At 67.0% G+C, this 23094-nt stretch carries 21 protein-coding genes and 1 tRNA gene; 10 read left to right on the forward strand and 12 right to left on the reverse strand.

From position 1 onward, the window contains the following. Positions 1–22 precede the first annotated feature (22 nt). On the forward strand, positions 23–283 hold the full coding sequence (locus ACFQEV_RS04800; protein ID WP_379693085.1) for a hypothetical protein: 261 nt from the start codon (positions 23–25) through the stop codon (positions 281–283). 45 nt (positions 284–328) lie between these two features. Here the strand turns inward: ACFQEV_RS04800 and ACFQEV_RS04805 are convergent, their stop codons facing one another. The 3 genes from ACFQEV_RS04805 to ACFQEV_RS04815 all read right to left on the reverse strand — a co-directional run bounded on the left by ACFQEV_RS04805 (position 329) and on the right by ACFQEV_RS04815 (position 3155). Then, positions 329–1471 carry a CBS domain-containing protein gene (locus tag ACFQEV_RS04805; RefSeq protein WP_379693087.1) on the reverse strand — a complete coding sequence of 381 codons (1143 nt, stop codon included), beginning with the start codon at positions 1469–1471 and terminating at the stop codon, positions 329–331. 138 nt (positions 1472–1609) lie between these two features. Continuing rightward, a complete protein-coding gene (locus ACFQEV_RS04810; RefSeq protein WP_379693089.1) occupies positions 1610–2308 on the reverse strand; it encodes an HAD family hydrolase in 699 nt (232 codons plus the stop codon). A 49-nt stretch (positions 2309–2357) separates the two neighbouring features. Continuing rightward, a complete protein-coding gene (locus ACFQEV_RS04815) occupies positions 2358–3155 on the reverse strand; it encodes a TrmB family transcriptional regulator (RefSeq protein ID WP_379693091.1) in 798 nt (265 codons plus the stop codon). 392 nt (positions 3156–3547) lie between these two features. Between ACFQEV_RS04815 and ACFQEV_RS04820 the strand changes: the two genes are divergently transcribed. Beyond that, positions 3548–3823 carry a HalOD1 output domain-containing protein gene (locus tag ACFQEV_RS04820; protein ID WP_379693093.1) on the forward strand — a complete coding sequence of 92 codons (276 nt, stop codon included), beginning with the start codon at positions 3548–3550 and terminating at the stop codon, positions 3821–3823. Positions 3824–4113: 290 nt separating this feature from the next. Here the strand turns inward: ACFQEV_RS04820 and ACFQEV_RS04825 are convergent, their stop codons facing one another. Together ACFQEV_RS04825 and ACFQEV_RS04830 are read right to left on the reverse strand one after the other, a co-directional pair. Then, positions 4114–7227: a PAS domain S-box protein gene (locus tag ACFQEV_RS04825; protein ID WP_379693095.1), complete on the reverse strand. Its 3114-nt coding sequence runs from the start codon at positions 7225–7227 to the stop codon at positions 4114–4116. Positions 7228–7456: 229 nt separating this feature from the next. Beyond that, a tRNA-Val gene (locus tag ACFQEV_RS04830) sits at positions 7457–7531 on the reverse strand. 280 nt (positions 7532–7811) lie between these two features. On the opposite strand from ACFQEV_RS04830, the gene trpD reads away from it, so the two are divergent. The 4 genes from trpD to trpG are packed head-to-tail and all read left to right on the forward strand — an operon-like array spanning position 7812 to position 11869. Then, positions 7812–8861, forward strand: a complete 1050-nt coding sequence (trpD, locus tag ACFQEV_RS04835; protein WP_379693097.1) for an anthranilate phosphoribosyltransferase — start codon at positions 7812–7814, stop codon at positions 8859–8861. Positions 8862–8865: 4 nt separating this feature from the next. Next, the gene (locus ACFQEV_RS04840; RefSeq protein ID WP_379693099.1) at positions 8866–9528 is read left to right on the forward strand and encodes a phosphoribosylanthranilate isomerase; all 663 of its coding nucleotides are present in this window, start codon (positions 8866–8868) and stop codon (positions 9526–9528) included. Continuing rightward, the gene (gene trpE, locus ACFQEV_RS04845; RefSeq protein WP_379693101.1) at positions 9525–11249 is read left to right on the forward strand and encodes an anthranilate synthase component I; all 1725 of its coding nucleotides are present in this window, start codon (positions 9525–9527) and stop codon (positions 11247–11249) included. The genes ACFQEV_RS04840 and trpE overlap by 4 nt, the downstream gene beginning before the upstream one ends. Further along, a complete protein-coding gene (gene trpG / locus ACFQEV_RS04850; protein ID WP_379693103.1) occupies positions 11246–11869 on the forward strand; it encodes an anthranilate synthase component II in 624 nt (207 codons plus the stop codon). The genes trpE and trpG overlap by 4 nt, the downstream gene beginning before the upstream one ends. Here trpG and ACFQEV_RS04855 read toward each other — a convergent pair. Then, on the reverse strand, positions 11851–12708 hold the full coding sequence (locus ACFQEV_RS04855) for a phosphatase PAP2 family protein (RefSeq protein ID WP_379693105.1): 858 nt from the start codon (positions 12706–12708) through the stop codon (positions 11851–11853). The two genes, trpG and ACFQEV_RS04855, sit on opposite strands and share 19 nt — an antisense overlap. Positions 12709–12845: 137 nt before the next feature. On the opposite strand from ACFQEV_RS04855, the gene ACFQEV_RS04860 reads away from it, so the two are divergent. Next, entirely contained in the window at positions 12846–13385 is a 540-nt protein-coding gene (locus ACFQEV_RS04860; protein ID WP_379693107.1) for a metal-dependent hydrolase, read from the forward strand. A 45-nt stretch (positions 13386–13430) separates the two neighbouring features. On the opposite strand, the gene ACFQEV_RS04865 is transcribed toward ACFQEV_RS04860, so the two are convergent. Both ACFQEV_RS04865 and ACFQEV_RS04870 read right to left on the reverse strand, forming a co-directional pair. After that, the gene (locus ACFQEV_RS04865; protein ID WP_379693110.1) at positions 13431–14075 is read right to left on the reverse strand and encodes a phosphoesterase; all 645 of its coding nucleotides are present in this window, start codon (positions 14073–14075) and stop codon (positions 13431–13433) included. Between the two features lie 60 nt (positions 14076–14135). Continuing rightward, positions 14136–14381, reverse strand: coding sequence for a hypothetical protein (locus ACFQEV_RS04870; RefSeq protein WP_379693112.1), 246 nt, complete (start codon positions 14379–14381; stop codon positions 14136–14138). Positions 14382–14883: 502 nt separating this feature from the next. Here ACFQEV_RS04870 and ACFQEV_RS04875 point away from each other — a divergent pair. Beyond that, positions 14884–18057 (forward strand): adenosylcobalamin-dependent ribonucleoside-diphosphate reductase, encoded by a 3174-nt coding sequence (locus ACFQEV_RS04875; protein WP_379693113.1) that lies wholly within the window; start codon positions 14884–14886, stop codon positions 18055–18057. A gap of 44 nt (positions 18058–18101) precedes the next feature. Here ACFQEV_RS04875 and ACFQEV_RS04880 read toward each other — a convergent pair whose 3' ends face one another. Next, complete coding sequence (locus ACFQEV_RS04880) at positions 18102–18473, reverse strand: DUF8097 family protein (protein ID WP_379693115.1); 372 nt, start codon at positions 18471–18473, stop codon at positions 18102–18104. 95 nt (positions 18474–18568) lie between these two features. Here ACFQEV_RS04880 and ACFQEV_RS04885 point away from each other — a divergent pair, with 95 nt between their 5' ends. Further along, positions 18569–18685 carry an HVO_2523 family zinc finger protein gene (locus ACFQEV_RS04885; RefSeq protein WP_379693118.1) on the forward strand — a complete coding sequence of 39 codons (117 nt, stop codon included), beginning with the start codon at positions 18569–18571 and terminating at the stop codon, positions 18683–18685. 130 nt (positions 18686–18815) lie between these two features. Continuing rightward, positions 18816–19853: a phytoene/squalene synthase family protein gene (locus ACFQEV_RS04890; RefSeq protein WP_379693120.1), complete on the forward strand. Its 1038-nt coding sequence runs from the start codon at positions 18816–18818 to the stop codon at positions 19851–19853. A 15-nt stretch (positions 19854–19868) separates the two neighbouring features. Here the strand turns inward: ACFQEV_RS04890 and cruF are convergent, their stop codons facing one another. From cruF to ACFQEV_RS04905, 3 genes are read right to left on the reverse strand one after another with little or no spacing between them, the layout of a single operon-like run. After that, entirely contained in the window at positions 19869–20726 is an 858-nt protein-coding gene (gene cruF, locus ACFQEV_RS04895) for a bisanhydrobacterioruberin hydratase (protein WP_379693123.1), read from the reverse strand. Then, positions 20719–21561, reverse strand: coding sequence for a prenyltransferase (locus tag ACFQEV_RS04900; RefSeq protein ID WP_379693125.1), 843 nt, complete (start codon positions 21559–21561; stop codon positions 20719–20721). The genes cruF and ACFQEV_RS04900 overlap by 8 nt, the downstream gene beginning before the upstream one ends. Next, the gene (locus tag ACFQEV_RS04905; protein WP_379693128.1) at positions 21558–23066 is read right to left on the reverse strand and encodes a phytoene desaturase family protein; all 1509 of its coding nucleotides are present in this window, start codon (positions 23064–23066) and stop codon (positions 21558–21560) included. Before ACFQEV_RS04905 ends, ACFQEV_RS04900 begins: the two co-directional genes overlap by 4 nt. Positions 23067–23094 lie beyond the last annotated feature (28 nt).

Below are 23094 nucleotides of genomic sequence, written 5' to 3' on the forward strand. Positions count from 1 at the left end.
GCGCGTCTCTCCTATGACTTCGATGACTGTTCGAGAAGTGCAGTGTGAGCGACCGGTCTGTCCGACGTGCGGCGCGCCCGCGGCGGCGAGCGTCTCGGACGGACCGCGGATGGGCGACGATTTCGCCGTCTACGAGTGCGTCTCCTGCGGACGCCTCGTCGAGATAGACGCCTCGTTCGACGTCTCGCGGGCGGACTGGACCGTCGGATCACCGACGGTGCGCGCACCCCCGTCGGTCGAGCGAACCGCTCCGTCGTCGGTGAAGTCGTCTATTTTTCCGTGAAACCGGAAAGAAGGTTCGGACGCGAACCGCCGTCGGCGGTGCCGGCTACAGTTCGCCGAGTTTTCGGACGAGTTGGCCGCGGTACCTCTCGTCGGCGTTGACGCCCTTCACTTCGAGGACGTTCCGTTCGAGCTTGTCGAGTGCGACGTGGAACGCGTGCTCGGACCCGTAGCCTTCGCCACTCCCCGCGACCTGTCCGTGACTCGTGCGGAGGCGAATCTGACACTGGATGAGGGGCGTGCCGCGGAGCTTCTCCTTGTGTTCGTGGAAGCGGACGTGGGCGTGGTGGACCTGCATCTGCTGGTACTTGTCTACCACCTGCGTGATGTCCTCGACGATGTTCTCCCGCGAGAGCGTCTCCAAGAGGTCGATGTTCGTTATCTGGACGTCCATCTGTCGCTCCTCGGTGAACGTGAGCGCCCGGAGCACGTCCGTCTTCGTGACGATGCCCGAGACGGCGGCGTCGCTATCGGTGGGCGTCACGACGAGGCCCGAGACGTCGTTCTCGAACATCCGTTCGACCACCTCGCGGACCAGTTCGCCCGGTTGCGCGGTGATGACGGGTGCGCTCATCAGGTCGTACACCGGCAGGTCGAGCATCCGGTCGATGTCGCCGCGCCGGTCGCCGCGCCCCTGGCGGTCGGCGTCGCGAACCACGAAGTCGATGATGTCGTGGGTCGTCAGGATACCTTCGAGGGTGTCGTCCTCGTCGACGACCGGAAGCCGGGAGACGCCGTGTTCGCGCAGGCGGTTGATGGCCTGCCCGACGTGGGACTTCTCGCCGACGGTCACCACGTCTTCGGTGTAGATGTCGTCGACGCTGATGGCGTCGAGGTTCTCGATGACGGCTTCGAGGATGGCGTCGCCGGTGACGATGCCGTAGAGCTTCTCGCCCTCGTAGACCGGCGCTATCTTCGTGTCGCCCTCGACGAGCATCCGCGCCGCTTCGCGGACGTCCTCGTGGCGGTCGATGCGGGGGGCGGACTTCATCACGACCGACGCCTTCGTGTCGTCCTCCATCCGGGAGCGGACGAGTTGCTTCTCGCCGATGACCCCCGCGTACACTCCGTCCTCCGTGACGACGATGCCCCGCGGCTTCTCGCGCTCGAAGATAGAGCGAATCTTGCCGAGCCGCTTTCCGGCGTCGACTTCCACGAAGTCGGGAGTGGCGATGTCAGTAATATCCATATACGAGTCCTCCGCTCGGAGATACACCGGCCGCGGTATTGAAACTTTGTCTCATTCCAAACACCCTAGATAATGAGTATGGCTTATATTCTCATGGTGAGCCGAGAACCGCCCGCCGAGAATGGGAGAGAACGGGAGCTAGCGGGCCCGACGAGACGATGCGTCCAGAACGTCGCGCAGGTCGCGGAGGCTTTCGAGGACGTAGTCGGGGGAGCGGTCGCCGGGGTCGGCGTTGGCGTCGGCGTCGGCGGGGCACCACGCCGCGCGGAGACCGGCGTCCTGCGCGCCGGCGACGTCGTGTTCGAGCGAGTTACCGACGTGGAGGGTCGCCTCCGCTTCGACGCCGAGGTGCGCCAACGCCCGGTCGAAGGGGTCGGAGTGGGGCTTTCTGCGCGGCACGTCGTCGGAGAACACGCGCACGTCGAACGCCTCCTGTAGGTCGAGCGCGGCGAGTTTCGTCGATTGACGGCGCTCCGGTCCGTTCGTCACGAGCGCGACCGGTCCGCGTTCGCTCGCGCACTCGAGGGCCGCCGCCGCGCCCGGGCGAAGCGAGACGGCGGTGTAGTCTACCGCGTCGAGAAATCCTCGCGCCAGCGCCCCCGTATCGACCGACTCCTCCCCGTACTGCGCCGCGACGCGGTCGAATCCGTCGCGCAGGTACGCCTCCTGTCCGTCCGCGGGCGGCGGACCCGAGAGGGCCTCCCAGAGGTCGCTCGGAGCGCCGAACGGTTCGACGCCCGCCGCCTCGAACGCGCCGCGGTAGAGTTCCTCCTCGGTCTGGTCGCGTCGACAGAGGGTGTCGTCGAGGTCGAACAGTACCGCCTCGAACTCGTGCACGGCGGTACTACGGCACAGATCCACAAAATCCCTCCGTCGGTTTCGTCCGTTAGGACGCGCTCTCGACGTCGAATCCGACGGTTTCGAGTCGGGCGACGAGGAGCGGTCGCAACCACGCGGTGAGTCCGTGACCCGCGCTCCGCCCCCACATCCCGGACTCGTCGCTCGCTTGCGGCACGAGTCCCTCGCTGACTTCGCTCAACAGCACCGTCGTCCGGTCGACCAACAGCAACCGCCCCGGCTCTTGGCCGCCGGGATCCCCCGTCGTGAACGGCGACGGCGAGACCCGAACGTCCGCCTCGGGGACCGTCGCCCGGAGCTGTTCCGACACCGACTCGTCGGGCACCTCCACGAACACCGAGACGCCGCGCCGACACGCCGCGTCGAGCGCGTCCAGCAGTTCGTCTTCGAGGAGGCTCTCCTCGGTGACGAGGAGGTACACCTCCTCGGAGGCGTCCTCGACGTGCATCTGCGCGCGGAGGACGACGTCCTCCTCGGTCGCTATCTTCCAGACGCCCTCGTCGTCAGTCTCTCGGGATTGGAGCTCCTCCAGCTGCTCGCTGGCCTTCTCCAAGTACTCGTTGTACTCCCGCCGGAGTCGCTTCAGTGCGACCGGCGGCGGCATCGCCCTGAACGTTCTCGGCTCGGACTCCTGCACGTCGATGAGTCCCTGTTGGTAGAGTCGTTCGGTCACGTCGTACACCCGAGACTGAGGGACGCCCGACACCTGACTCACCTCCTTTGCGGTCCCCCGGGAGAGCTGAGTCAGCGCCACGTAACACCGCGCCTCGTACTCGGTGAGGCCCAGTTCGGTCAGCGACTCCGTGATCTCAGCGGTCGATACCATCGTGCTCGTTACTCACTCCGAGGACCATCGCCACGAAACGTTCATTGTGAAATACTCTCAACTTTATCTCTCTTCTCGTCCGTTCGGCCTGATTCTCGCACCTCGGGAGAGATGCTCGACCGGTTCGACCGGCCCCGCGGCGTTCCGCGGCGGCCGTTCCGCACAAGGAGGCGATTTACCGCCCGTTTGCGGCCGTGCAGCGACCGTCTTCGACGGTTCGACACCTCCCATACCACCGGTACATGTACCTACTCACGCTTACTGTTTACCAAATTGTTATAACGAAACCTGAATGTATACTACGATTGAACTCTACCGCCGTCGGAGGTGACACACCGCCGAAAGAGTAGTAAGGGAGGTGGCCAATCTCACGGATTGAGGACATACTTTGAATGAACTCCCCAAACGAGAACTCTAGTTACCGTCCCTCCGTCGCGGTCGTCGAACGCGTCGCCGACCACCTCGACGCCGACCCGTTGGCGCTGGAACCACTGTCCAAAGCCATCGACCCCGACGTGTTAGACGCGTTCGCAGACACCGGGTCGGTCGCCCCGGACGCGGAACTTCGATTCTCCTATCTCGGGTGCGAAATCGTCGTCTTCGGCGACGGACGGGTTCGCCTCTCGCACGCGGACCCTGCGGGCGATCCGCCCGAAACGTGCGAGTAGCGGTCGGGACGAGTATCTCCGCTTAGCGCCGGGCCGCTAAGTGCGTTTGGGCGAACGGCGCACCAGAGCGCCGAACCTGTCGGACGAGCACGATATCGTTTTCGCCGCGGGACTTCCGACCGTCAGAGGACGCAGGCGAGGACCGCGGCGCGGAGGCGCGTCACCGCTCGCCTCCGTCGGTTCGATCTTCGTTTCGTTCGACTGCGCTCAGAGGACATCACGTTCAGTCGAGCGAACGTCCGATAGCTCAAACGACGCGTCGAGGTACGGCCGTCCGCGCGGACACCGCCTCAGTCGTCGGACGCCGCCGCGACCGTCGGGAGCGTGAACGAGAACGTCGCTCCCTCGCCGGGTTCCGAGTCGACCCAGATCTCGCCGCCGTGACGTTCGACGATGCGTTCGCACAGCGCCAACCCGATGCCCGTCCCGCCATGGGTGTCCGGCGCGTGGAGGCTCTGGAACACCTCGAACACGCGGTTCGCGTCGGCCGGGTCGATGCCGATACCCTCGTCGCTGACGGAGACGACCCACTTCGCGCCGTCCCTCTCGGCGGAGATGCGTACCCGCGGCGGGTCGTCGCCGCTGTAATCGATGGCGTTGGCCAGCAGGTTCTGGAACACCTGCTTGAGCTGACTGCCGTCGCCGTAGACCCGCGGGAGGCTCTCGGCGGTGATTTCGGCGTCGCTCTCCGCTATCTTCATCTTGAGGTCCTGACGGACGTTCTCGAGGACGGCTTCGAGGTCTACCTCCTCGAAGGGGTCGCCCCGGGTATCGACCCGGGAGTACTGCAGCAACCCCTCTATCATCTCGCGCATCCGCTCTGCGCCGTCGACGGCGAACTCGATGAACTCCTCGCCGTCCTCGTCCAGTTCGTCGCCGTACCGCCGTTTGACGAGCGAGAGGTAGCTGGTGACCATCCGAAGCGGTTCCTGGAGGTCGTGAGACGCCGCGTACGCGAACTGCTCTAACCGTTCGTTCGACTCCTCTAACTTCCGCTCGTACTCCCTCCGTTCGGTGACGTTCTGGACGACGAGCATCCCCGCGTACACCTTGTCGTCGGCGTTCCGAACGGGCAGGGTCTGATTGAACAGCTGGCGGCCGGCGTACTCGGTCTCGAAGGTGTTCGCCTCGCCGTCGAGGGCGGCCCGGAAGTACGGTTCGACCTCCTCGACGAGTTCCTCGGGATACAGTTCGTGGATGCTGATCCCGAGTCGCTCCTCGGGGTCGATGTCGTCCGCTTCGAGGAGTTGGCCGCCCACGGCCGTGTAACGCAGTTCCTCGTCGAACAGCGCGACGGCACCGTCGGGGAAGTCCTCCACGAGCGTCCGGTAGCGCCGTTCGGACTCCTCGAGCGCTCGCTCGCGCTCGACGCGTTCGGTGACGTCCTCGGCGATACCGACGACGCGTTCCTCCCCCTCGTTGCAGACCGACCCGGCCCGAGCGTCGAGCCACCGAACTTCCCCGTCAGGCCGGACGATACGGAACTCCTCGTCGATTCCCTCCTCCGGAATCCTCTCGTACGCCGCCTCGATGCGCCGTCGGTCCTCGGGGTGGACTGCTTCGAGGAACTTCGTCGGGTCGTCGTATATCGACCCTCGGTCGCGGCCGTACATCTCCTCGTAAGCGGAGTTGAGATAGAGGACGTCCCGCGTGTCGGGGTCGGATATCCAGACCATCTCCTCGAGGTTCTCGGTCAGCATCCGGAACTTCGCCTCGCTCTCTTCGAGGGCCCGTTCTCGCTCCTTGCGCCGGGTGATATCCCGACCGACGCCCACCACTACCGGGTTTCCGTCGGGGTCGTCCAGCTTCGATGCGACGAACTCGTAGGGGACGCGTTCGCCGCCCTTGGTGAGTACCTCCGCCTCCACTTGCGTGCTCCCGGTTTCGAGCGCTTCGGCGATGGCGTCCGCGATCGCCTTCTGGTCGTCCTCGCCGACGATGTCGAGCGCGCGCATCGACGCTATCTCGGCGTCCGAGTAGCCGGTCACCTCGCAGACGCTCCGGTTCCACCGCTGTAGGTTCCCGTCGGCGTCGAGGAGGTAGAACACGTCGTCGATGGCGTCCAGAATGCGGTCGGTGTACTCCCTGTGCTGTTCGAGTCTCCGCTCGTACTCCCGGCGCTCGGTGTCGTCTTGGACGACGAGCATCCCCGCGTCAACTTCGCCGTCGGCGTTCCTGACCGGGAGGGTGCGGGCGTGCAGGTACCGGCCGCGGTACTCGACGTCGAAGGTGTTCGCCTCGCCGTCGAGGGCGGCTCGGAAGTACGGCTCGATGTCTTCGAGGAGGTCCTCGGGGTGGAGTTCGGTGATGCTGCGCCCGATTCGGTCCGCCGGGTCCATATTGAGCGTATCGAGAAGTTGCCCGCCGACGGCGGTGTACTCCAGGTTCTCGTCGAACAGCCCCACCGAGCCGTTCGGGAAGTTCTCCACGAGCGTCCGGTGGCGACGCTCGGACGCTTCCAGTTTGCGCTTGGCCTCCTCGCGTTCGGTGATGTCCTGAGACATCCCTAGCGCCGCGAAGACGTCGCCGTCGTTGTCCCGGACCGGCACGACTTGGAACTGGTAGACTCGGCCGTCGAGCTCCATCTCGAACGCGCCGGACGTTCCGTCGAGCGCGGCTTCGTAGCGCGGGACGAGTTCGTCGGCCAGCTTCGGCGGGAGTATCTCCCCCACCGGCCGGTCTCTCACCTCCTCGACGGTGACGCCCGCCACGTCCAGCGGGGTGCCGCCGACGGTCCGATAGTGAAGGTCCTCGTCGACGAGTGCGACGGCGCCGTTGGGGAAGTGTTCGACGAGCGTTCGGTAGCGCCGCTCGGACTCCTCGAGCGCCCGTTTGCGCTCCTCGTCCCGGCGCTCGGACTCCCGAGCCGCCCGCTCGCGCTCCGCCCGCGCGACGGCCGACGCGAGAACGTCGGCGACGCTCCGGACGAACCGAACGTCGTAAACCGAGAACTCCCGGCGCTCGGTCGCGTACGTTCCGAGCACGCCCCACGGCTCCTCGCACGACCCGACGACGACGCTGATTCCGCTGACGGCGTTGTGGCTGGTCAGCAGTTCGAGGTCGGAGAACCGCTCCTCGGCGTGGAGGTTTTCGACGACGACCGGCTCTCCGGTTCGGAGGGCGACTCCCGGCTGCGAGTCGGAACTGACGGGCACCGTCGCAGTCCCGACGGTGCCGTCCCGCCAGCCGACCCCCTGACGCAGCACTCCCTCCTCTCCGCCCGGAAGCAACTCGACCACGTGACAGTATTCGTTGTCTAACGTCTCGGCGACCGCCACCGACGCCTCGCGCATCAACCGATCGATGTCGTCGATGTCGAGCGCCCGTCGTCCGAGTTCCGCGACAACCTCCTGTTGTCGGAGCCGAGTCTGCATGGCCGGCTCTGACTCGGAAGTTGTATCCATCTACAGAGGGGGTGTAGTCCGGGACTGATAAGAGTCTTCTTTCGACAGTATTCTCGAAGTAGAGGAATTACTCCATACGATCATCTCTGTCAGGATAGCAGATCTGGGCGGGCTCAAACTTCCGTCGTTCGTATCGCTCCGCGTTCGAACTCCTCGCGGCACGAACTCTGCGACTCACCAGTAGCGGGCACACGAGGTGCTTGCCGTGTAGTGCGTCGCGAAAATGTAGTGGGTTGGGGCAGATTTGAACTGCCGGCCTCCTCCATGTCAAGGAGGTGTCATAACCAGACTAGACCACCAACCCGTCCGGTTCGTGCGTGCTGACGCGCCCTCTCCGAGCGCATTACTTCGTATCCCGGGGATATAATTGAAGGTTTCGGATTGGAACGCCGTCTCCCGATTCCGTCGCTACGACGCCTCTTATCGCCACACGGCGACGGTTCCTCGTCCGTTCACCCCGAAGGGGTATCGTCACCGTCCTGCACGAATCCTATACTCGCCCACGTATCCGCCCCTCCGACACGCTTAAGGCGATGAACGGATTTGTACATTGTAACCCGAACCAGTACATCGGTGGTCACCACATGACGCTCCAGGATTACATCGAACGCGCGACGGAGGGCGAGGACCTGACGCTCGAACAGTCCCGCGAGGCCGCACGCCTCGTCTTCGAGGACGCGACGGAGGCCCAGATAGGGGCGCTCTTGGCGGCCCTCAGAGCGAAGGGAGAGACCGAGAGCGAAATCGCCGGGTTCGCGCGGGGGATGCGCGACGCCGCGCGGACCATCGAACCCGACCGGACGCCGTTGGTCGACACCTGCGGCACGGGCGGCGACGACTACGACACCATCAACGTCTCGACGACGAGCGCTATCGTCGCCTCCGGCGCGGGCGCGGCGGTGGCGAAGCACGGCAACTACTCCGTCTCCTCCTCGTCGGGGAGCGCGGACGTCCTCGACGTCGCGGGCGTGAACGTCGAGGCGGAACCGCCGTCCGTCGAGGCGGCCATCGAACGCGACGGCATCGGATTCATGCTCGCGCCGGTGTTCCACCCCGCGATGAAGGCCGTCATCGGCCCGCGGAAAGAACTCGGCATGCGCACCGTGTTCAACGTCCTCGGCCCCCTGACGAACCCCGCGGGCGCGGAAGCGCAGGTCGTCGGCGTCTACGACCCCGACCTCGTGCCCCTCCTCGCGAACGCCCTCACGGAGATGCCCGTCGAACGCGCACTCGTCGTCCACGGGGCCGGCATGGACGAAATCGCCCTCCACGACGAGACGGTGGTCGCGGAAGTCGACGGGAACAGCGTCGAGGAGTACACCATCTCGCCCGAGGATATCGGACTCGAATCCGCGCCCGTCGAAGCCGTCGGCGGCGGCACGCCGCAGGAGAACGCCGAGGACCTGCGCGGCATCGTCACCGGCGACGTGACCGGTCCCAAGCGGGACATCATCCTCGCTAACGCGGGCGCGGCGGTGTACGTCGCCGGACTCGCCGACTCCGTCGAGGAGGGCGTCGACGTCGCGGCCGAGTCCATCGACTCCGGCGCGGCGGCGGCGAAACTCGACGACCTCTGTGGGTCCACCGCCGACGCCGACGCCGACGTGGAGTCCGAGTCGGAGGTGGAGGCCTAACCCGATGGTGCGGGCGAAAGTCTGCGGCGTCACGAGCGAATCCGACCTCCGCGCCGTCGAACGCGCCGGGGCGGACGCCGTCGGCGTCATCTCGGAAGTCACCGTGGACACCCCGCGCGAGGTGTCGCTCTCGCGCGCCGCGACGCTCTTCGACGCCGCGCCGCCGTTCCTGACGACGACCCTCGTCTCGATGCCCGCCTCGGTGACCCGCGCGGTCGAACTCGCGGCGGCGGCGTCGCCCGACGTGTTGCAACTGCACGGCGACTTCGACGCCGACGAGTTCCAGCGTATCGGCGCGCAGACGGACGCCCGCGTCGTCGCCGTCGTGGACTCGGAGTCGCCCGCCCGCGCGCGCGCCGTCGCGCACGTCGTGGACGGCGTCCTCGTCGATTCCGTCTCCGACGACGGCGGGGGCGGCACGGGCGAGACGCACGACTGGACGGCCACCGCCGAGGTGGTCGAGACGCTCGACGCGCCCGTGACGCTCGCGGGCGGACTCACCCCCGAGAACGTCGCCGAGGCGGTTCGCACCGTCCGCCCCTACGCCGTGGACGTGGCGAGCGGCGTCGAAGCCGAGGGCGGCGTGAAGGACCACGACGCCGTCCGGGCGTTCGTCCGGAACGCGAAGGCGGCGGCCGACGGCATCCGCCCGGAGGTGCCGTCGTGACCGACGACGCGACGAACGTCTCGCTCTCCCTCTCGCGCGAGGAGTTCGCGTCCCTCTTCGACGGCGAGGCGGGGCGGGCCGTCGCGCACCTGACCGCCGACCTGCCGACCACGTCACCGCTTTCGGCCTACGCCGCGCTCTCGGACCGGAGCGACTACGGCTTCCTCCTGGAGAGCGCCGAGAAGACGCCGTCCTCCGACCCGGACGGCGCGTTCGCCCCCGGCGGCGTCGCCGAGGGGACCTCGGCAGCCCGCCGGACGCAGTCTGGCGACGTCGCAGGACAACGCCCCGCGGGCCGCGAGACGAAGTCTCGCGACGGCGCGGACGCCGACCGGCACGCGCGGTACTCCTTCGTCGGCTACGACCCCGAGGCCGTCGTCACCGTCGGCCCCGACGGCACGGACGTGGAGACGCTGGGCGGCCGCGCCGCCGAGGTGGTCGAGGAGGCGTGTTCGGGCACTCACGACGGGGACGTACTCGACCGCCTCCGAACCGCGCTCCCCGACCTCCCGCGCGTCGGGTTCCCCGACGACGAACGCCAACGACTCCGCGGCGGACTCGTCGGCTTCCTCGCCTACGAGGCGGTGTACGACCTCTGGCTCGAAGAGGTGGGCGTCGAACGCCCCGACTCGCCGGTGCCGGACGCGCAGTTCGTCCTGACGACGCGGACGCTCTCGTTCGACCACGCGGAGGGCACCGTCCGACTGGTGTTCACGCCCGTAGTCGGCCCCGACGACGACCCGGACGCGGTGTACGACGAACTGCGCGCGGAGGCGCGCGACGTCGCCGAGACGCTCGCAACCGCGGACGGCCCGGAGACGGACGGCTTCGTCAGGTCGGGCGAGACGGCCGGCCCGCGGGCGGAGTACGAGGACGCCGTTCGGCGGACGAAACAGCACGTCCTCGACGGCGACATCTATCAGGGGGTCATCTCCCGGGTGCGCGAACTCCGCGGCTCCGTGGACCCGGTGGGCCTGTACGAGGCGCTTCGCGCGGTCAACCCCTCGCCGTACATGTACCTGCTCCGCCACGACGACCGAGTCGTCGTCGGCGCGAGTCCGGAGACGCTGGTCTCCGTGCAGGGGCGGCGCGTCGTCTCGAACCCCATCGCGGGCACCTGCGCCCGCGGGACGAGTCCGGTCGAGGATCGCCGCCTCGCCGGCGAGATGCTGGCGGACGCGAAGGAACGCGCCGAGCACACGATGCTCGTCGACCTCGCGCGCAACGACGTGCGCCGCGTCTCCGAACCGGGGAGCGTCCGCGTCGAGGAGTTCATGAACGTCCTGAAGTACAGCCACGTCCAGCACATCGAATCGACCGTCACCGGCACTTTGGCCGGGGACAAAGACGCCTTCGACGCGACGCGGGCCACCTTCCCCGCCGGCACCCTCACGGGCGCGCCGAAGGTGCGCGCGATGGAGATAATCGACGAGTTAGAGCTGACGCCCCGCGGCGTCTACGGCGGCGGCGTCGGCTACTACTCGTGGTCCGGCGACGCCGACTTCGCCATCGTCATCCGCACCGCGACGGTGCGCCGGGGCGAGGAGGACACCATCGCGGTCCGGGCGGGCGCGGGCATCGTCGCCGACAGCGACCCGACCGCCGAGTACGAGGAGACCGAACAGAAGATGGGCGGCGTCCTCGCCGCCGTCGAGCGAATCGAACGCGAACCCGACGAGTCCGCGGCCGCCGGGGCCGGGGCCGGGGAGGTGCCCCGATGACGCTCTGCCTCGTCGTCGTGGACAACTTCGACTCCTTCACGTACAACCTCGTCGAGTACTTCTCCGAGCGACGAATCGAGGGCGAACCGGTCGAGGTTCTCGTCCGGAAGAACACCGCCTCCCTCTCGGAGATTCGGGACCTCAACCCCGACGCCATCGTCATCAGTCCGGGGCCGGGCCACCCGAAGAACGACCGCGACGTGGGCGTGACGAACGAGGTGCTGACGACGCTCTCGAAGGAGGTGCCGACGCTCGGCGTCTGTCTCGGCCTCGAAGCCGCGGTGTACGCCTACGGCGGCACCGTCGGTCACGCGCCGGAACCGATTCACGGCAAGGCGTTCCCCGTCGAACACGACGGGCGCGGCGTCTTCGCCGGCCTCGAACAGGGCTTTCAGGCCGGGCGGTACCACTCGCTCGTCGCCACGGAGGTGCCCGACTGCTTCGAGGTGTCGGCGACGACGGACCATCGGGGGACCGACCTCGTCATGGGCGTCCGCCACCGCGAGTACCCCATCGAGTGCGTCCAGTTCCACCCCGAGAGCGTGCTGACCGCCGTCGGACACGACGTCGTCGCCAACTTCCTGCGGACCGTCGTCGCCGACTACGCGTCCGTCGCCTGAGGCGCGGCCCTCTCGTCCGTCACGAACCGTTCGATGACGAGCGGTGCGGCCAGTATCGCCGCCGTCACCGCGCCCGTGAGGAGGACGACGGCCGTCGGCGGCGGGTCGAGCTTCGTCGCCACGTACCCGGCGGCGGCGAGGAAGGGGAGGACGCCGACGACGAGGACGGCCTGTTCGCGGCGCGACTCCACGTCCGGGTAGACGTCGAACGACCCCCACGCGAGGGCCGCGCCCGCCGACGCGCCGAAGATGGCGAGTCCGTCCTGACTGGCACCGCTGACGACGAGTCCCGCGGTACCGACGGCGGCGGCCAACCAGAACGCGTACCGGGGGACGTGCTTCGTCAGCGATATCGCGGCGAGGAGAAAGAGCGACCCGAACAGGACGCCCGCGACGACGTCCCTGACGTAGTGGACGCCGAGGACGACGCGCGAGAGGGCGATGAGGGCGACGACGACGGACGCGACGGCGAGCCTGACCCGCCACGTCCCCTTCCGGAGGTCGTACGCGAGGATGCCGTAGGCGACAGTCGAGAGCGTCGCGTGTCCGCTGGGGAAACTGAACCCCGAGGCGGAGATAACGGCCACGTCCACCGACGGGCGCGGTTCGCCGAAGAACGACTTCAGGGCGACGACCAACCCCGCGCCCGCGATGGCCAATCCGAGCGAGTGCGCCCCTCGCTTCGCGTCCACGAACCAGTAATCGACGGTGAACATGACGAGGACGAAGCCGACGCCGCCGAAGAACGTGATGAACATGAACACCGGTATCAACTCCGGAGGTATCACCTGCCGGATGGTGTGTCCCAGTTCGACTCCCACGACTTGTGCCCGACTCATCGTTTCGAAGTAGGGGACGAAGCGCTCTTGTAGGTGATGGCATCCGGTCGCCGCCTCGGCCCCGACCCGTCCCTCGTCCGACGCGTCTTCAGTATGTAGCCATCAGGTACATTCGGCTCACCGCCGTAACGTGGAACATGGTCGACATAATCGGCCACGTGGGAATGGCACTCATCTGGCTAGCCGTCGGCTGGTTCCTGTACGCCGAACGGGCGGCGCTCGGATTCGTCGCCCTCGGCGTCCCGTTCGGCCTGCTTCCGGACACCGACCTCTGGCTGAGGCGGGTGTTCCCGACGGTTCACCACCACGGCATCACGCACACGATACTGTTCGTGAGCGTCGCGGCGGTGGTCATCGGCGCGATACTCGCCCGCTGGGTCGTGCCGTGGCTCGAAGAGCGCTACGTGCCGGCGTTCGAGATCGGTAACCGGTACGCCTACGCCATCGGCGCGGTGTGGGTGGCGTCCCTCAGTCACCTGTTCGCCGACATGCTCTCTGCGCCCGACATCGCCCAACCCATCGAGCCGTTCTGGCCGGTCATCAGACAGGCCGTGACCCTCGACGTGTTCTACTACAACTCCCCGCTCGTCAACTGGGGACTGTTCGTCGCGGGCCTCGTCCTCACGGCCGTCCTCTGGTGGTGGGACGACAAAGCGCACGCGGTGGCTGAAGCGTAACGCCCCGCTCCCGCCCTACCGACTCACGATTCTCCGCCCGACGGTTCACGATTCTCCGCCCGACGTTCCGACCGTCGGCCGCGCGTCGTCCGGTCGCTCGAACACGTACACGGCGACGACGACGGCGGTTGCGAGGAGGAGTCCGCCGACGGACTGGAGCCACGTGTGCGCGTTCACGATGACGCGGTTCGGAACCATCACGGCCGGGACGACGAGAAGCGGCCAGAACTTCCGGTCGACGAGCGTCAGAAACAGCGTCGGAACGACGGCGAAGATGACGTGGCCCGACACGTTCCACACCACCGAGAGTGCGGCGTACGGCACCGTCGCGGCGGCGAGCGTCGCGGCGCCGACGGGGACGAGACGCCCCCAGTCGAACCGACGCCAGAGGTACCAAAGCAGCACGCAGACGACGAGGACGCCGCTCGCGACCAGCGCGTCCACCTGCCACGAGTTGCCCTGCGTCACCTGCATCGGACTCTGCCCGGTCACGAGCACGTACGCCCCCGTCGGGAGGAGCGAGAGGACGCCCGCCCCGAGGAACGCGCCGAGGCGGCGAACGAGCGCGGACCGGTCCGCGCCCCGCCGACGCCACTCGTAGTGGACGAGGAGAAGTAGTCCCCCGCCGACCAACACTATCGGATGAAATACGTACGGGTAGTACCGCATCAGCGTCGAGAGGACGCTCATGGGACGTACGTAGCCGTTCGACGCGGAAAACCGCGCGGGCCGAGCACCCCTCCGGGGGCGTTACAAGGGGACGTTGACGCCCAGCGTCGAGAACAGGAGCAGGGCGGCGATGACGACAACGGCGATGGTGACTAGTCGCCACGCCACCCTCAGGACGAGGCGGGCGACGAGGATGGCGACGCCGACGGCGACGACGCCGACGAGCAACTGCCCGAGTTGGGTGGCGAGGAGGCCGCCCAGTTGGAGGGGGAGCGTCGCCCACGCGGCGAGCGTCTGGTCGAGGACCGGTGCGAACGTGGCGGACATACCCAACATATCGGCGCGCGCGAGAATAAGTCTGTGGGAGGAATGTCCGGCTCGGAGCGCGACCGGGCCGGTAACCGCCTCCTATAACGATACGTCAACTGGTACGTTTTCGGCTCCCGTCGAACGCCGCGGGTTCGTACACTCGCCGGGGCGCGATTCGGACCGACCGACGCGGCGCGGGCGGGCAGTTCGAACCCCCCATCTGTTCGTCTGGACGGGTGCGCTTCGTCTTGCGATTTTACCAGTCGTACCATTACTTTCACCGCGGTCTGAATACTGTTATGTCCGGTCGGGTCGTACGGACGTGCCGTACTGTGAATGCGGGCGAGCAGAGTTCGGAATGTGTGACAGAGCGATGAGAATTTCAGTCTGACATTACCCAATACCGAAGCCTTTACCGAAGCGCCTCCATTCACAAGCCATCGTTACTATGAACGGAACTGAGCCAGCCATCCGATTCGAAATCGCCCAGCGACGGGGTGCTGGGGCGGGGGAACAGTAGATGAGCCGCGCGGACATCTCGGCGGACGAGCTGCAGCTGCCGATAAAGCGCACCGAGGGGGAGACGCTGGAGGACCGTCTCACTGCGAACGCCTACCACAACATTCTGCCGGCGCGGTACCTCCGGAAGGACGCCGACGGCGAACTCGTCGAGACGCAAGAGGAGCTGTTCGTTCGCGTCGCGAAGAACATCGCACTCGCGGAGGCCGTCTACGAGGCCGAGAAGCGCGACGTGACGATTTCGGTCACGCCCGACCAACTGAAGCCCGACCACCCGCGCCGCGACGAACTCGCCGAGGAAGTGTTCGGGAAGGGCACGACGGCGGAGGACGTTCGCGGAAGCGGTGCTTCCGCGAGCCAGCCAGAAGCGGACGCTTCTGGTGACGACGCCGAGACGACGCTTTCGGTCTACAACGTCAACAAGTTCTCCTACGACACCGTCGTCCCCGAACTCCCCGAGGAGATTCGCGCCGAAGTCGAGGCCAAGCGCGAGGAGTTCCAGGAGATGATGGAGTCGCTCTCCTTCATGCCGAACTCGCCGACGCTGATGAACGCGGGCGACGAACTGCAGCAACTCTCCGCCTGTTTCGTCGATTCGCCCGACGACGACATCACCGACATCCACCAGACGGCGAAGGAAGCCGCCGAAGTGTTCCAGTCCGGCGGCGGCATGGGGTACGCCTTCTGGCGACTCCGCCCGTACGGCGACGCCGTGGGTTCGACCGGCGGCATCGCCTCCGGGCCCATCACGTTCATGCGGACGTACGACCAGATGTGCGAGACCATCGCGCAGGGCGGTGCCCGCCGCGGCGCGCAGATGGGGGTCATGCGCGTCAGCCACCCCGACGTCATCCAGTTCATCCACGCGAAGAACAAGGACGTCTCTCTCGCCCATTCGCTTCGCCTGAACGACCCGGACGACTTCACGCACAACTCCTTCGCGGACGCACTGGAGGAGGCGCGCGAACTCATCGACGAGGAGGGGCGCGTCCCCAAGCACCTCCGCAACGCCGTGGAGGGTCACCTCTCTAACTTCAACATCTCCGTCGGCATCACCGACGACTTCATGGACGCGCTGTTCGAGGGCGAGGAGTTCACCTTCACGAACCCCCGCACCGAGGAACCGCACGTCGCCACGCCGGAGACGAAGGAGATATACGAGATGTTCGGCCTCGGCGAGTACGTCGAAGTCGGCGAAGTGCTCTCGGTCCCCGCGGAGGAACTGTGGGACCACATCGTCGAGGGCGCGTGGGAGAACGGCGAACCGGGCGTCATCTACCTCGAACGCGTCAACAAGGAGCACTCCTTCGACGTCGAGAAACACCCCGACCACCGCATCCTCGCGACGAACCCCTGCGGCGAGCAACCCCTCGAAGAGTACGAGGCGTGTAACCTCGGCCACATCAACCTCTCGACGGTCGCCGACCTCGACGCGCCCGACTGGCGCGTCTGGTACGACGACCACGGCGACGAGTACGACTCCTTCGACGACGCCGTCGACGCCTTCCTCGAAGAGGCCATCGACTGGGAGGAGTTCGACCACCGCATCGAGTACGGCACGCGCTTCCTCGAGAACGTCGTCACGATGTCGGACTTCCCCGTCGAGAAGATAGAACAGAAGGTGCGCGACATGCGCAAGATCGGCCTCGGCATCATGGGGCTGGCTCAGCTGTACATCCAGCTCGGCATCCAGTACGGCTCCGACGCCGGAAACGAGGTCGCAGAGCAGCTGATGACCCACATCAACCACGAGTCGAAGTGGGCCAGCCACGAACTCGCCGAGGAGCGCGGCGCGTTCAACGACTGGGAGGACTCAAAGTACGCGAACCCGACGGAGTACCGCGAGTGGTTCGAGAAGCAGACCGGCCTCGACGCCGACGACTGGGCCGACGGCTTCGCGCTTCGGAACCACAACACGACGACCATCGCGCCGACGGGCACCACCTCGATGATCGGCAACACGACGGGTGGCTGCGAACCCATCTACAACGTCGCCTACTACAAGAACGTCTCCGACGACGTGCAGGGCGACGAGATGCTCGTCGAGTTCGACGACTACTTCCTCCGCGTTCTGGAGGCCAACGACATCGACGTCGAGGAGGTCAAGCGCGAGGCCCAAGAGCAGATGGCCAACAACGAGTTCGACGGCGTCTCCTCGCTTTCGACCGTTCCGGAGGCCATCACCGAGCTGTTCGTCGTCACCTCCGACCTCTCGGGCAAACAGCACGCCGCCGTGCAGTGCGCCTGCCAGAACGGCGTGGACTCCGCCATCTCGAAGACGTGTAACTTCCCGAACTCCGCGACGCGGGAGGACATGGACGAGGTGTACCGCTACATCTACAAGAACGGCGGGAAGGGCGTCACCGTCTACCGCGACGGCACCCGCTCGAAGCAGGTGCTGACGACGCGCGCGAAGAACGCGGACTTCGCCGACGAGGGCGAGGCGGCCGAAACGCTCGTCGAACAGATGGAAGAGGTGTTCGGCGGTCTGGAGGGCTTCCTCGACAACGAGGAGGTTCGCGCCGCACTCGACGGGGAAGTCGAACGCCTGCTGGCGGAGGCCGACGGCGACGTGGAACTCGGCTCGAAGCGCCCGCGTCCCGACGTCCTCTACGGCGTCACCCAGCGCATCGACACCGGCTACGGGAAGCTCTACGTCAACATCAACGAGGACGAACGCGGCCAGCCGTTCGAGCTGTTCGCCAACATCGGCAACTCCGGCGGATTCACCGCCTCGTTCACGGAAGCGCTCGCGAAGACCATCTCGACGGCGCTCCGCACGGGCGTGGACCCCGAGGAGATAGCCAGCGAACTGCAGGGCATCCGCAGCCCGAAGGTGGCGTGGGACAAAGGAGAGCAGATCAACTCCATCCCCGACGCCATCGGCACGGCGATGCGCCGCTACCTCGACGGCGAGATAGACGAGGGCTACCCCCAACAGCAGAACCTGACGCAAGTCTCCGAGGAGGCGACCCTCGGCGACACCGAACCCGAAGCCGACGGCGGCGCTGCCGTCGCCGACTCGGCGGGCGACGCCGACTTGAAGTCCTCGGACGCGATGGACGACTTGCTCGCGGCGGGCGAGAGCCCCGAGTGCCCCGAGTGTAACAGCATGACGCTGTACTACTCCGAAGGCTGCAAGACCTGCGAGTCCTGCGGCTGGTCGGAGTGCTGAACTGAGCGATTCATAACGAGGCGTTCGGTTTCGCGGTTCTCTCTTTACTCTTCGTCTCCCGATAACGGACCGAAGACGCCGTACCGGAGTCGATAACAGACGTAGCCGAGACTGCCGCCCAGCGTGAAGCTACGCCACTCCGATTCCGGTCGGTCCCGCGACCGGAACCCGAGGGCGGCGAACGCCACCCCGAGAGCGAGTTGGCGCAGACGGCTCGACCTGATACCGCCGACGTCTCTATCGTACGCCCACGCGTTGGCGATTCGGTAGGCGAATCCGGCGAGGAACCACGTCGCATTCAGCGACGATTCCTCGTCGTCATCGTCGTTCGCTCGGGACCGGACGTACGCCTCCAAGGGAATCGAGAAGGCTTCCGCGAGGACGTTGAATCGCGCGCGCGTTCGTTGGGAGACCATGGTGACTCTTCGTACCTATCGGTAAAATAACCGTAGCACGGGAGTCGCCGACGCGGAGAGAAACAGTAACGTACGCCGGGTCCCTCGCCGCGAGCATGGACCAGACGGGGCGTCCCTGTCCGCTCTGCGGCGAGTCGATGCACCGCCGCCACTGCAAGTACGTCTGCCCGCGACACGGCGTCGTCTACGACTGCAGCGACACGTTCTGGTGACCCCTCCCGCATCCGACCGGTCGGTTTCTGAGGGGAACTAACTGTTATATCGTTGTAATCACTAGTCGTGTAGTACCATGTCTCAGGGGACGAGTGTTCGAGGAGACGTCCGGCCCCGCCACCGCCGACGATGGTGAGACGGGACCACGTCAGACGGAGCAAGGAGATACAGCGCAGGACCGGAAAGACGTTTCACCTCGCGACGCGCGTCCTCCCGCGGCGGGTCAGGCGCGCGACGTACGTGCTGTACGCGTTTTTCAGAGTCGCGGACGAAATCGTAGACGACGCCGACGGCGCGACGCCCGCGGAACAGCGACGAGAGTTAGAGCGACTCCGCGCGGCGGCCTTTGGACGGCGCGACGCCGACAACCCCGTCCTCTCGGCGTTCTCGGAGGTGCGAGCGGAGTACGGCGTGCGGGAGTCGGACGTGAACGCGTTCGTGGACGCGATGCTGTCGGACGTCTCGACGGGGCGCTACGAGACGTACGAGCAACTCCAGTCGTACATGGACGGGTCGGCGGCGGCGGTCGGTCGGATGATGACCGACATCATGGACCCCGGCGAGGAGGCCGAAGAACTGGCGCGCCCGCACGCGACGGCCCTCGGCGAGGCGTTTCAGATGTCGAACTTCCTGCGCGACGTCCGCGAGGACATCGTCGAACTCGACCGGATATACCTCCCGCGGGAGACCCTCGAACGACACGGCGTCTCGGAGTCGCAGTTGCGGTCGTTCGACTGCGACGAGAGCTTCCGGAGGGCGATGCGCGAGGAGATGCGCCGCACCGAACGGTTGTACCGGAAGGGCGTCGCCGGCATCGAGTATCTGCCGGAGGACTGCCAGTTCGCCGTGCTGCTCTCGGCGGTGTTGTACGCCGACCACCACCGCGAGATTCGGCGGCGCGACTACGACGTGCTCTCGGAGACGCCGTCGCTCTCGACCCGCCGGAAACTCCTGCTGTTGGCGAAGACGCGATTGTACTGGGCCGTCGAGAGCGACCCGGTGGCCGTGTTCCGGCGGGTGAGCGCCGTCCCCTATCCGGGGGAAGCGAACGGCCCGCGGCGGGAGCACGGGCCGTCCGACCCGGGGCCGACGTGGTCGCTCGCCGCCCCCTGCGTCGTCGGCAGGCGGGTGACCGACTGGGTCCGGTACCTCATCCGCAGCGAGTAGCGACCGACGCCCGCGCTACCGCCGCGCGCGGAGGAGTCGCGCGTCGAACCGCTCGGTCTTCAGCAGTCCGACGCCGAAGGCAGCGGCGACGGCGACGGCGGCCCAGTTGCCGAACCACGCGTTTATCGCCCCCCAGAGGATGACGAACGACACCATGTCGTCGAGCATGAACTCGCAGCCGTCGAGTCGCGCGAGGAGGGCGCGGCGGTCGTACGCCCAATCGAGGGCGACGACGGCGACGGCGGCGCTCAGAAGCCACCCCGCGTAGTTCGAGAGGGGGACGCCGTAGAACGCGCCGCCGCCGGGGTAGACCCAGAAGCCGAGGGCCACCGCGCCGGGGTCCAACACGAGGTCCATCGCCACCACCGCCGCGACGACGGCGAGAAGTCGAACCGCCCGGTTCTCCGCGCGTTCGCCGAGGAGCAACAGGCAGAGCAGATAGGCGTTCATCACCAACGGGATGAAGAACACGGGGAGGCCGAGGGGGACGCCGCCGACGGTCGGTCCGAGTTCGACGCCGTAGAAGAACTCCCCGTACGGCACGCCGGTTCGGACGCCGACGTACTCGATGCCGTAGGCGTACAGCGTCAGGAGGCCGACGCCCGTCGCCGCCCGGCGGTCGGTGGCCGGAAGCGCGCCGACCAGCAAGGGAGCGCGCATCACGACGGTGCCGAGCAAGACGAGGGCGGCGTTGAACGCGATGGGGTCCGGCAGGAGGCCCTCGGCGCTGGCGACGAGCAAGAGAGCGCCGTTCAGCGGGAAGAACACGGAGATGGTGAAGCGGTTCTCGCGGACGAGGCGGTCCAACCGGGCCTCCCACTCCGCGCGCGTCCGGGGCAGTCGCTCGGAGAGCGTCAGTCCCGACTCAGCCATTGACCAGCCTCCACAGTCCGCCGAGGGTGAGCGTCGCCCCGACGACGGTGTTCAACGCCGGGTACCACCAGTACGCCCGTTCGACGTCGATTCCCGACCGGAAGACGGCGAAGACGGCGACGGGGTACGCGGACAGAAGCGCGCCGAGGCGGACGTCCACGAGGGCGAACGCGGCGGCGGCGGCGAGCCAACACGCCAGACAGTACGCGTGCGTCCGCGCCTCCCCGAGGAACGTCGCCGTCGTCCGGACGCCCGCCTCCCGGTCCGGTTCGATGTCGGGTATCGCGGAGAACGTGTGCATCCCCATCGCCCACGCCCACGCGCCGACGAGGGCGGCGACGGGCGGGTGGGTCCCCGCGACGGCGGCGTAGGCGGCGGCCCCCGGCAGGACGTAGAGGCCGTTCGAAAGCGAGTCGAGGAACGGCGTCGTCTTGAACCGAAGCGGGGGTGCGCTGTACTCCGTCCCGAGGAAGAAAAAGCCCGCGAGGTACGGCCACGCGACTCGCGGGAGGGCGAGGAACGTCGCCGCCCCGAGGAGTCCGCAGGCGACGACGACGGCGGCGACGAACGGGTCGCCGCGCCACCGCGCCTCCCTCCCGTCTTTCTTCGGGTTCTCGGCGTCTATCTCGGCGTCGAAGGCGTCGTTGACGCCGTAGAGGTAGACGTTCGCCGGGAGGAGGAAGTACGCGAACGCGACGGCGGCACCGGGGGTGAAGAGGCCGGCGACGCTCTCGGCGCCGAACGCGACGCCGACGAGGACGGGGCCCGCGAGGTAGAGCCAGAACCGGGGGCGCGAGAGCGCCAGCAGGTACCGCAGGCGGCCGGGGTCGCTCATTCTCGCCCGACTCGCTCGGCCATCGCCTCGGCGGTCAACTGCCCGCTTATGAGACACATCGGCACGCCGATGCCGGGCGTCGTGAACGACCCGGTGAAGTACAACCCCTCGACTTTCTTCGATCGGTGCGGCGGGCGGAACAGCGACGTCTGCCGGAGCGTGTGGGCCAACCCGAGGGCCGTCCCCTTCGTGCTGTTGTACCGGTCCGTGAAGTCGTCCACGCAGAACGTCTCCTCGAAGACGATTCGGTCTCTCAGTTCGACGCCCGTGTGCTCGGCGATATCCGAGAGCACGAGTTCGCGGAACTGTTCTCGGCGTTCGGGCGTGTCGTCCAGTCCGGCGGCGACGGGGACCAGAGCGAAGAGGTTGCTGTGGCCCTCCGGCGCGACGTCGTCGTCCGTCTCCGAGGGGACGCAGAGGTAGTACGCGGGGTCTTCGGGCCACGACGGGTCTTCGAATATCGTCTCGAAGTGGTCCTCCCAGTCCGGCGGGAGAACGAGGGTGTGGTGTTCGAGGGGTTCGACGTCGCCCTCGACGCCGAGGTAGAGGAGGAACGCGGAGGGGGCGTACGTCCGCGAGTCCCAGTACTCGGCGTCGTACTGGCGCTTCTCCGGCGGGAGCAGTTCCATCTCCGTGTGGCGGTAGTCGGCGTCGCTGACGACGTAGTCGGCGTAGAACTCCTCGCCGCCCTCCGTGCGGACGACGAACGCGCCCTCGCGGCCCCGGATCTCGGAGACGGGAGCGTTCGTCCGGAACGTCACGCCGAGTTCCTCGCCGAGTTCGGCGATGCCGTCCACGACGCCGCCGATGCCGCCCTCGGGGTAGTAGACGCCCATGTTGAAATCCACGTGGCTCATCAGGTTGTACAGCGCCGGGGTGTTGTTCGGCGCGCCCCCGAGGAAGACGAGGGTGTACTGCATGATCTGCTGGAGTTTCGGATGGTCGAAGTAGCGTTCGACGTGGTCCTGCATCGACCCGACGAGCGACAGTCCCCACGCGTTCTTCGCCACGTCGAGGTCGAGGTAGTCGGAGAGCGCCGTCCGATCCTCGTAGACGAAGTGCTCCATGCCGATCTCGTAGTTCCGCTCGGACTTCCGGAGGTACGACGCCAGTTTCTCGCCCGCGCCGGGTTCGTAGGACTCGAACGTCTCCTTGTTCGCCTCCAAGTCGGGGACCATGTCCACCCTGTCGCCGTCCTTGAAGAAGATGCGGTAGTGGGGGTCGAGTCGCGTCAACTCGTAGTAGTCCGACGGCGTCCGGTCGAACGTGCCGAAGAAGTCCTCGAACACGTCGGGCATCAGGTACCACGACGGCCCCATGTCGAACCGGAACCCGTCGCGTTCGAGTCTGCTGGCGCGCCCGCCCAACTGCTCGTTTTTCTCCACGAGGGTCACGTCCGCGCCGGCATCCGCGAGGTAACACGCCGTAGAGAGGCCGCCGAACCCCCCGCCGACGACGACGACGGAGGAGCCGGCGAGCGAACGCGGGTCCGAGACGGAGTTCATACCCCGCCCTAGGGACGTGGAAAGTATA

The organism is Halopelagius fulvigenes (assembly GCF_042662625.1).
In the GTDB taxonomy this organism is placed as follows: Archaea; Halobacteriota; Halobacteria; order Halobacteriales; family Haloferacaceae; genus Halopelagius; species Halopelagius fulvigenes.

Excerpts from the sequence above, each read along its gene's own strand:
- ACFQEV_RS04880 (WP_379693115.1), bottom strand. The coding sequence starts at position 18,473 with ATGGTCTCCCAACGAACGCGCGCGCGATTCAACGTCCTCGCGGAAGCC.
- cruF (WP_379693123.1), bottom strand. The coding sequence starts at position 20,726 with ATGGCTGAGTCGGGACTGACGCTCTCCGAGCGACTGCCCCGGACGCGC.
- ACFQEV_RS04865 (WP_379693110.1), bottom strand. The coding sequence starts at position 14,075 with ATGAGCGTCCTCTCGACGCTGATGCGGTACTACCCGTACGTATTTCAT.
- ACFQEV_RS04885 (WP_379693118.1), top strand. The coding sequence starts at position 18,569 with ATGGACCAGACGGGGCGTCCCTGTCCGCTCTGCGGCGAGTCGATGCAC.
- ACFQEV_RS04900 (WP_379693125.1), bottom strand. The coding sequence starts at position 21,561 with ATGAGCGACCCCGGCCGCCTGCGGTACCTGCTGGCGCTCTCGCGCCCC.
- trpD (WP_379693097.1), top strand. The coding sequence starts at position 7,812 with ATGACGCTCCAGGATTACATCGAACGCGCGACGGAGGGCGAGGACCTG.
- ACFQEV_RS04905 (WP_379693128.1), bottom strand. The coding sequence starts at position 23,066 with ATGAACTCCGTCTCGGACCCGCGTTCGCTCGCCGGCTCCTCCGTCGTC.
- ACFQEV_RS04860 (WP_379693107.1), top strand. The coding sequence starts at position 12,846 with ATGGTCGACATAATCGGCCACGTGGGAATGGCACTCATCTGGCTAGCC.
- ACFQEV_RS04815 (WP_379693091.1), bottom strand. The coding sequence starts at position 3,155 with ATGGTATCGACCGCTGAGATCACGGAGTCGCTGACCGAACTGGGCCTC.
- ACFQEV_RS04820 (WP_379693093.1), top strand. The coding sequence starts at position 3,548 with ATGAACTCCCCAAACGAGAACTCTAGTTACCGTCCCTCCGTCGCGGTC.
- ACFQEV_RS04870 (WP_379693112.1), bottom strand. The coding sequence starts at position 14,381 with ATGTCCGCCACGTTCGCACCGGTCCTCGACCAGACGCTCGCCGCGTGG.
- ACFQEV_RS04840 (WP_379693099.1), top strand. The coding sequence starts at position 8,866 with ATGGTGCGGGCGAAAGTCTGCGGCGTCACGAGCGAATCCGACCTCCGC.
- ACFQEV_RS04875 (WP_379693113.1), top strand. The coding sequence starts at position 14,884 with ATGAGCCGCGCGGACATCTCGGCGGACGAGCTGCAGCTGCCGATAAAG.
- ACFQEV_RS04805 (WP_379693087.1), bottom strand. The coding sequence starts at position 1,471 with ATGGATATTACTGACATCGCCACTCCCGACTTCGTGGAAGTCGACGCC.
- ACFQEV_RS04825 (WP_379693095.1), bottom strand. The coding sequence starts at position 7,227 with ATGGATACAACTTCCGAGTCAGAGCCGGCCATGCAGACTCGGCTCCGA.
- trpG (WP_379693103.1), top strand. The coding sequence starts at position 11,246 with ATGACGCTCTGCCTCGTCGTCGTGGACAACTTCGACTCCTTCACGTAC.
- ACFQEV_RS04855 (WP_379693105.1), bottom strand. The coding sequence starts at position 12,708 with ATGAGTCGGGCACAAGTCGTGGGAGTCGAACTGGGACACACCATCCGG.
- ACFQEV_RS04890 (WP_379693120.1), top strand. The coding sequence starts at position 18,816 with ATGGTGAGACGGGACCACGTCAGACGGAGCAAGGAGATACAGCGCAGG.
- ACFQEV_RS04800 (WP_379693085.1), top strand. The coding sequence starts at position 23 with ATGACTGTTCGAGAAGTGCAGTGTGAGCGACCGGTCTGTCCGACGTGC.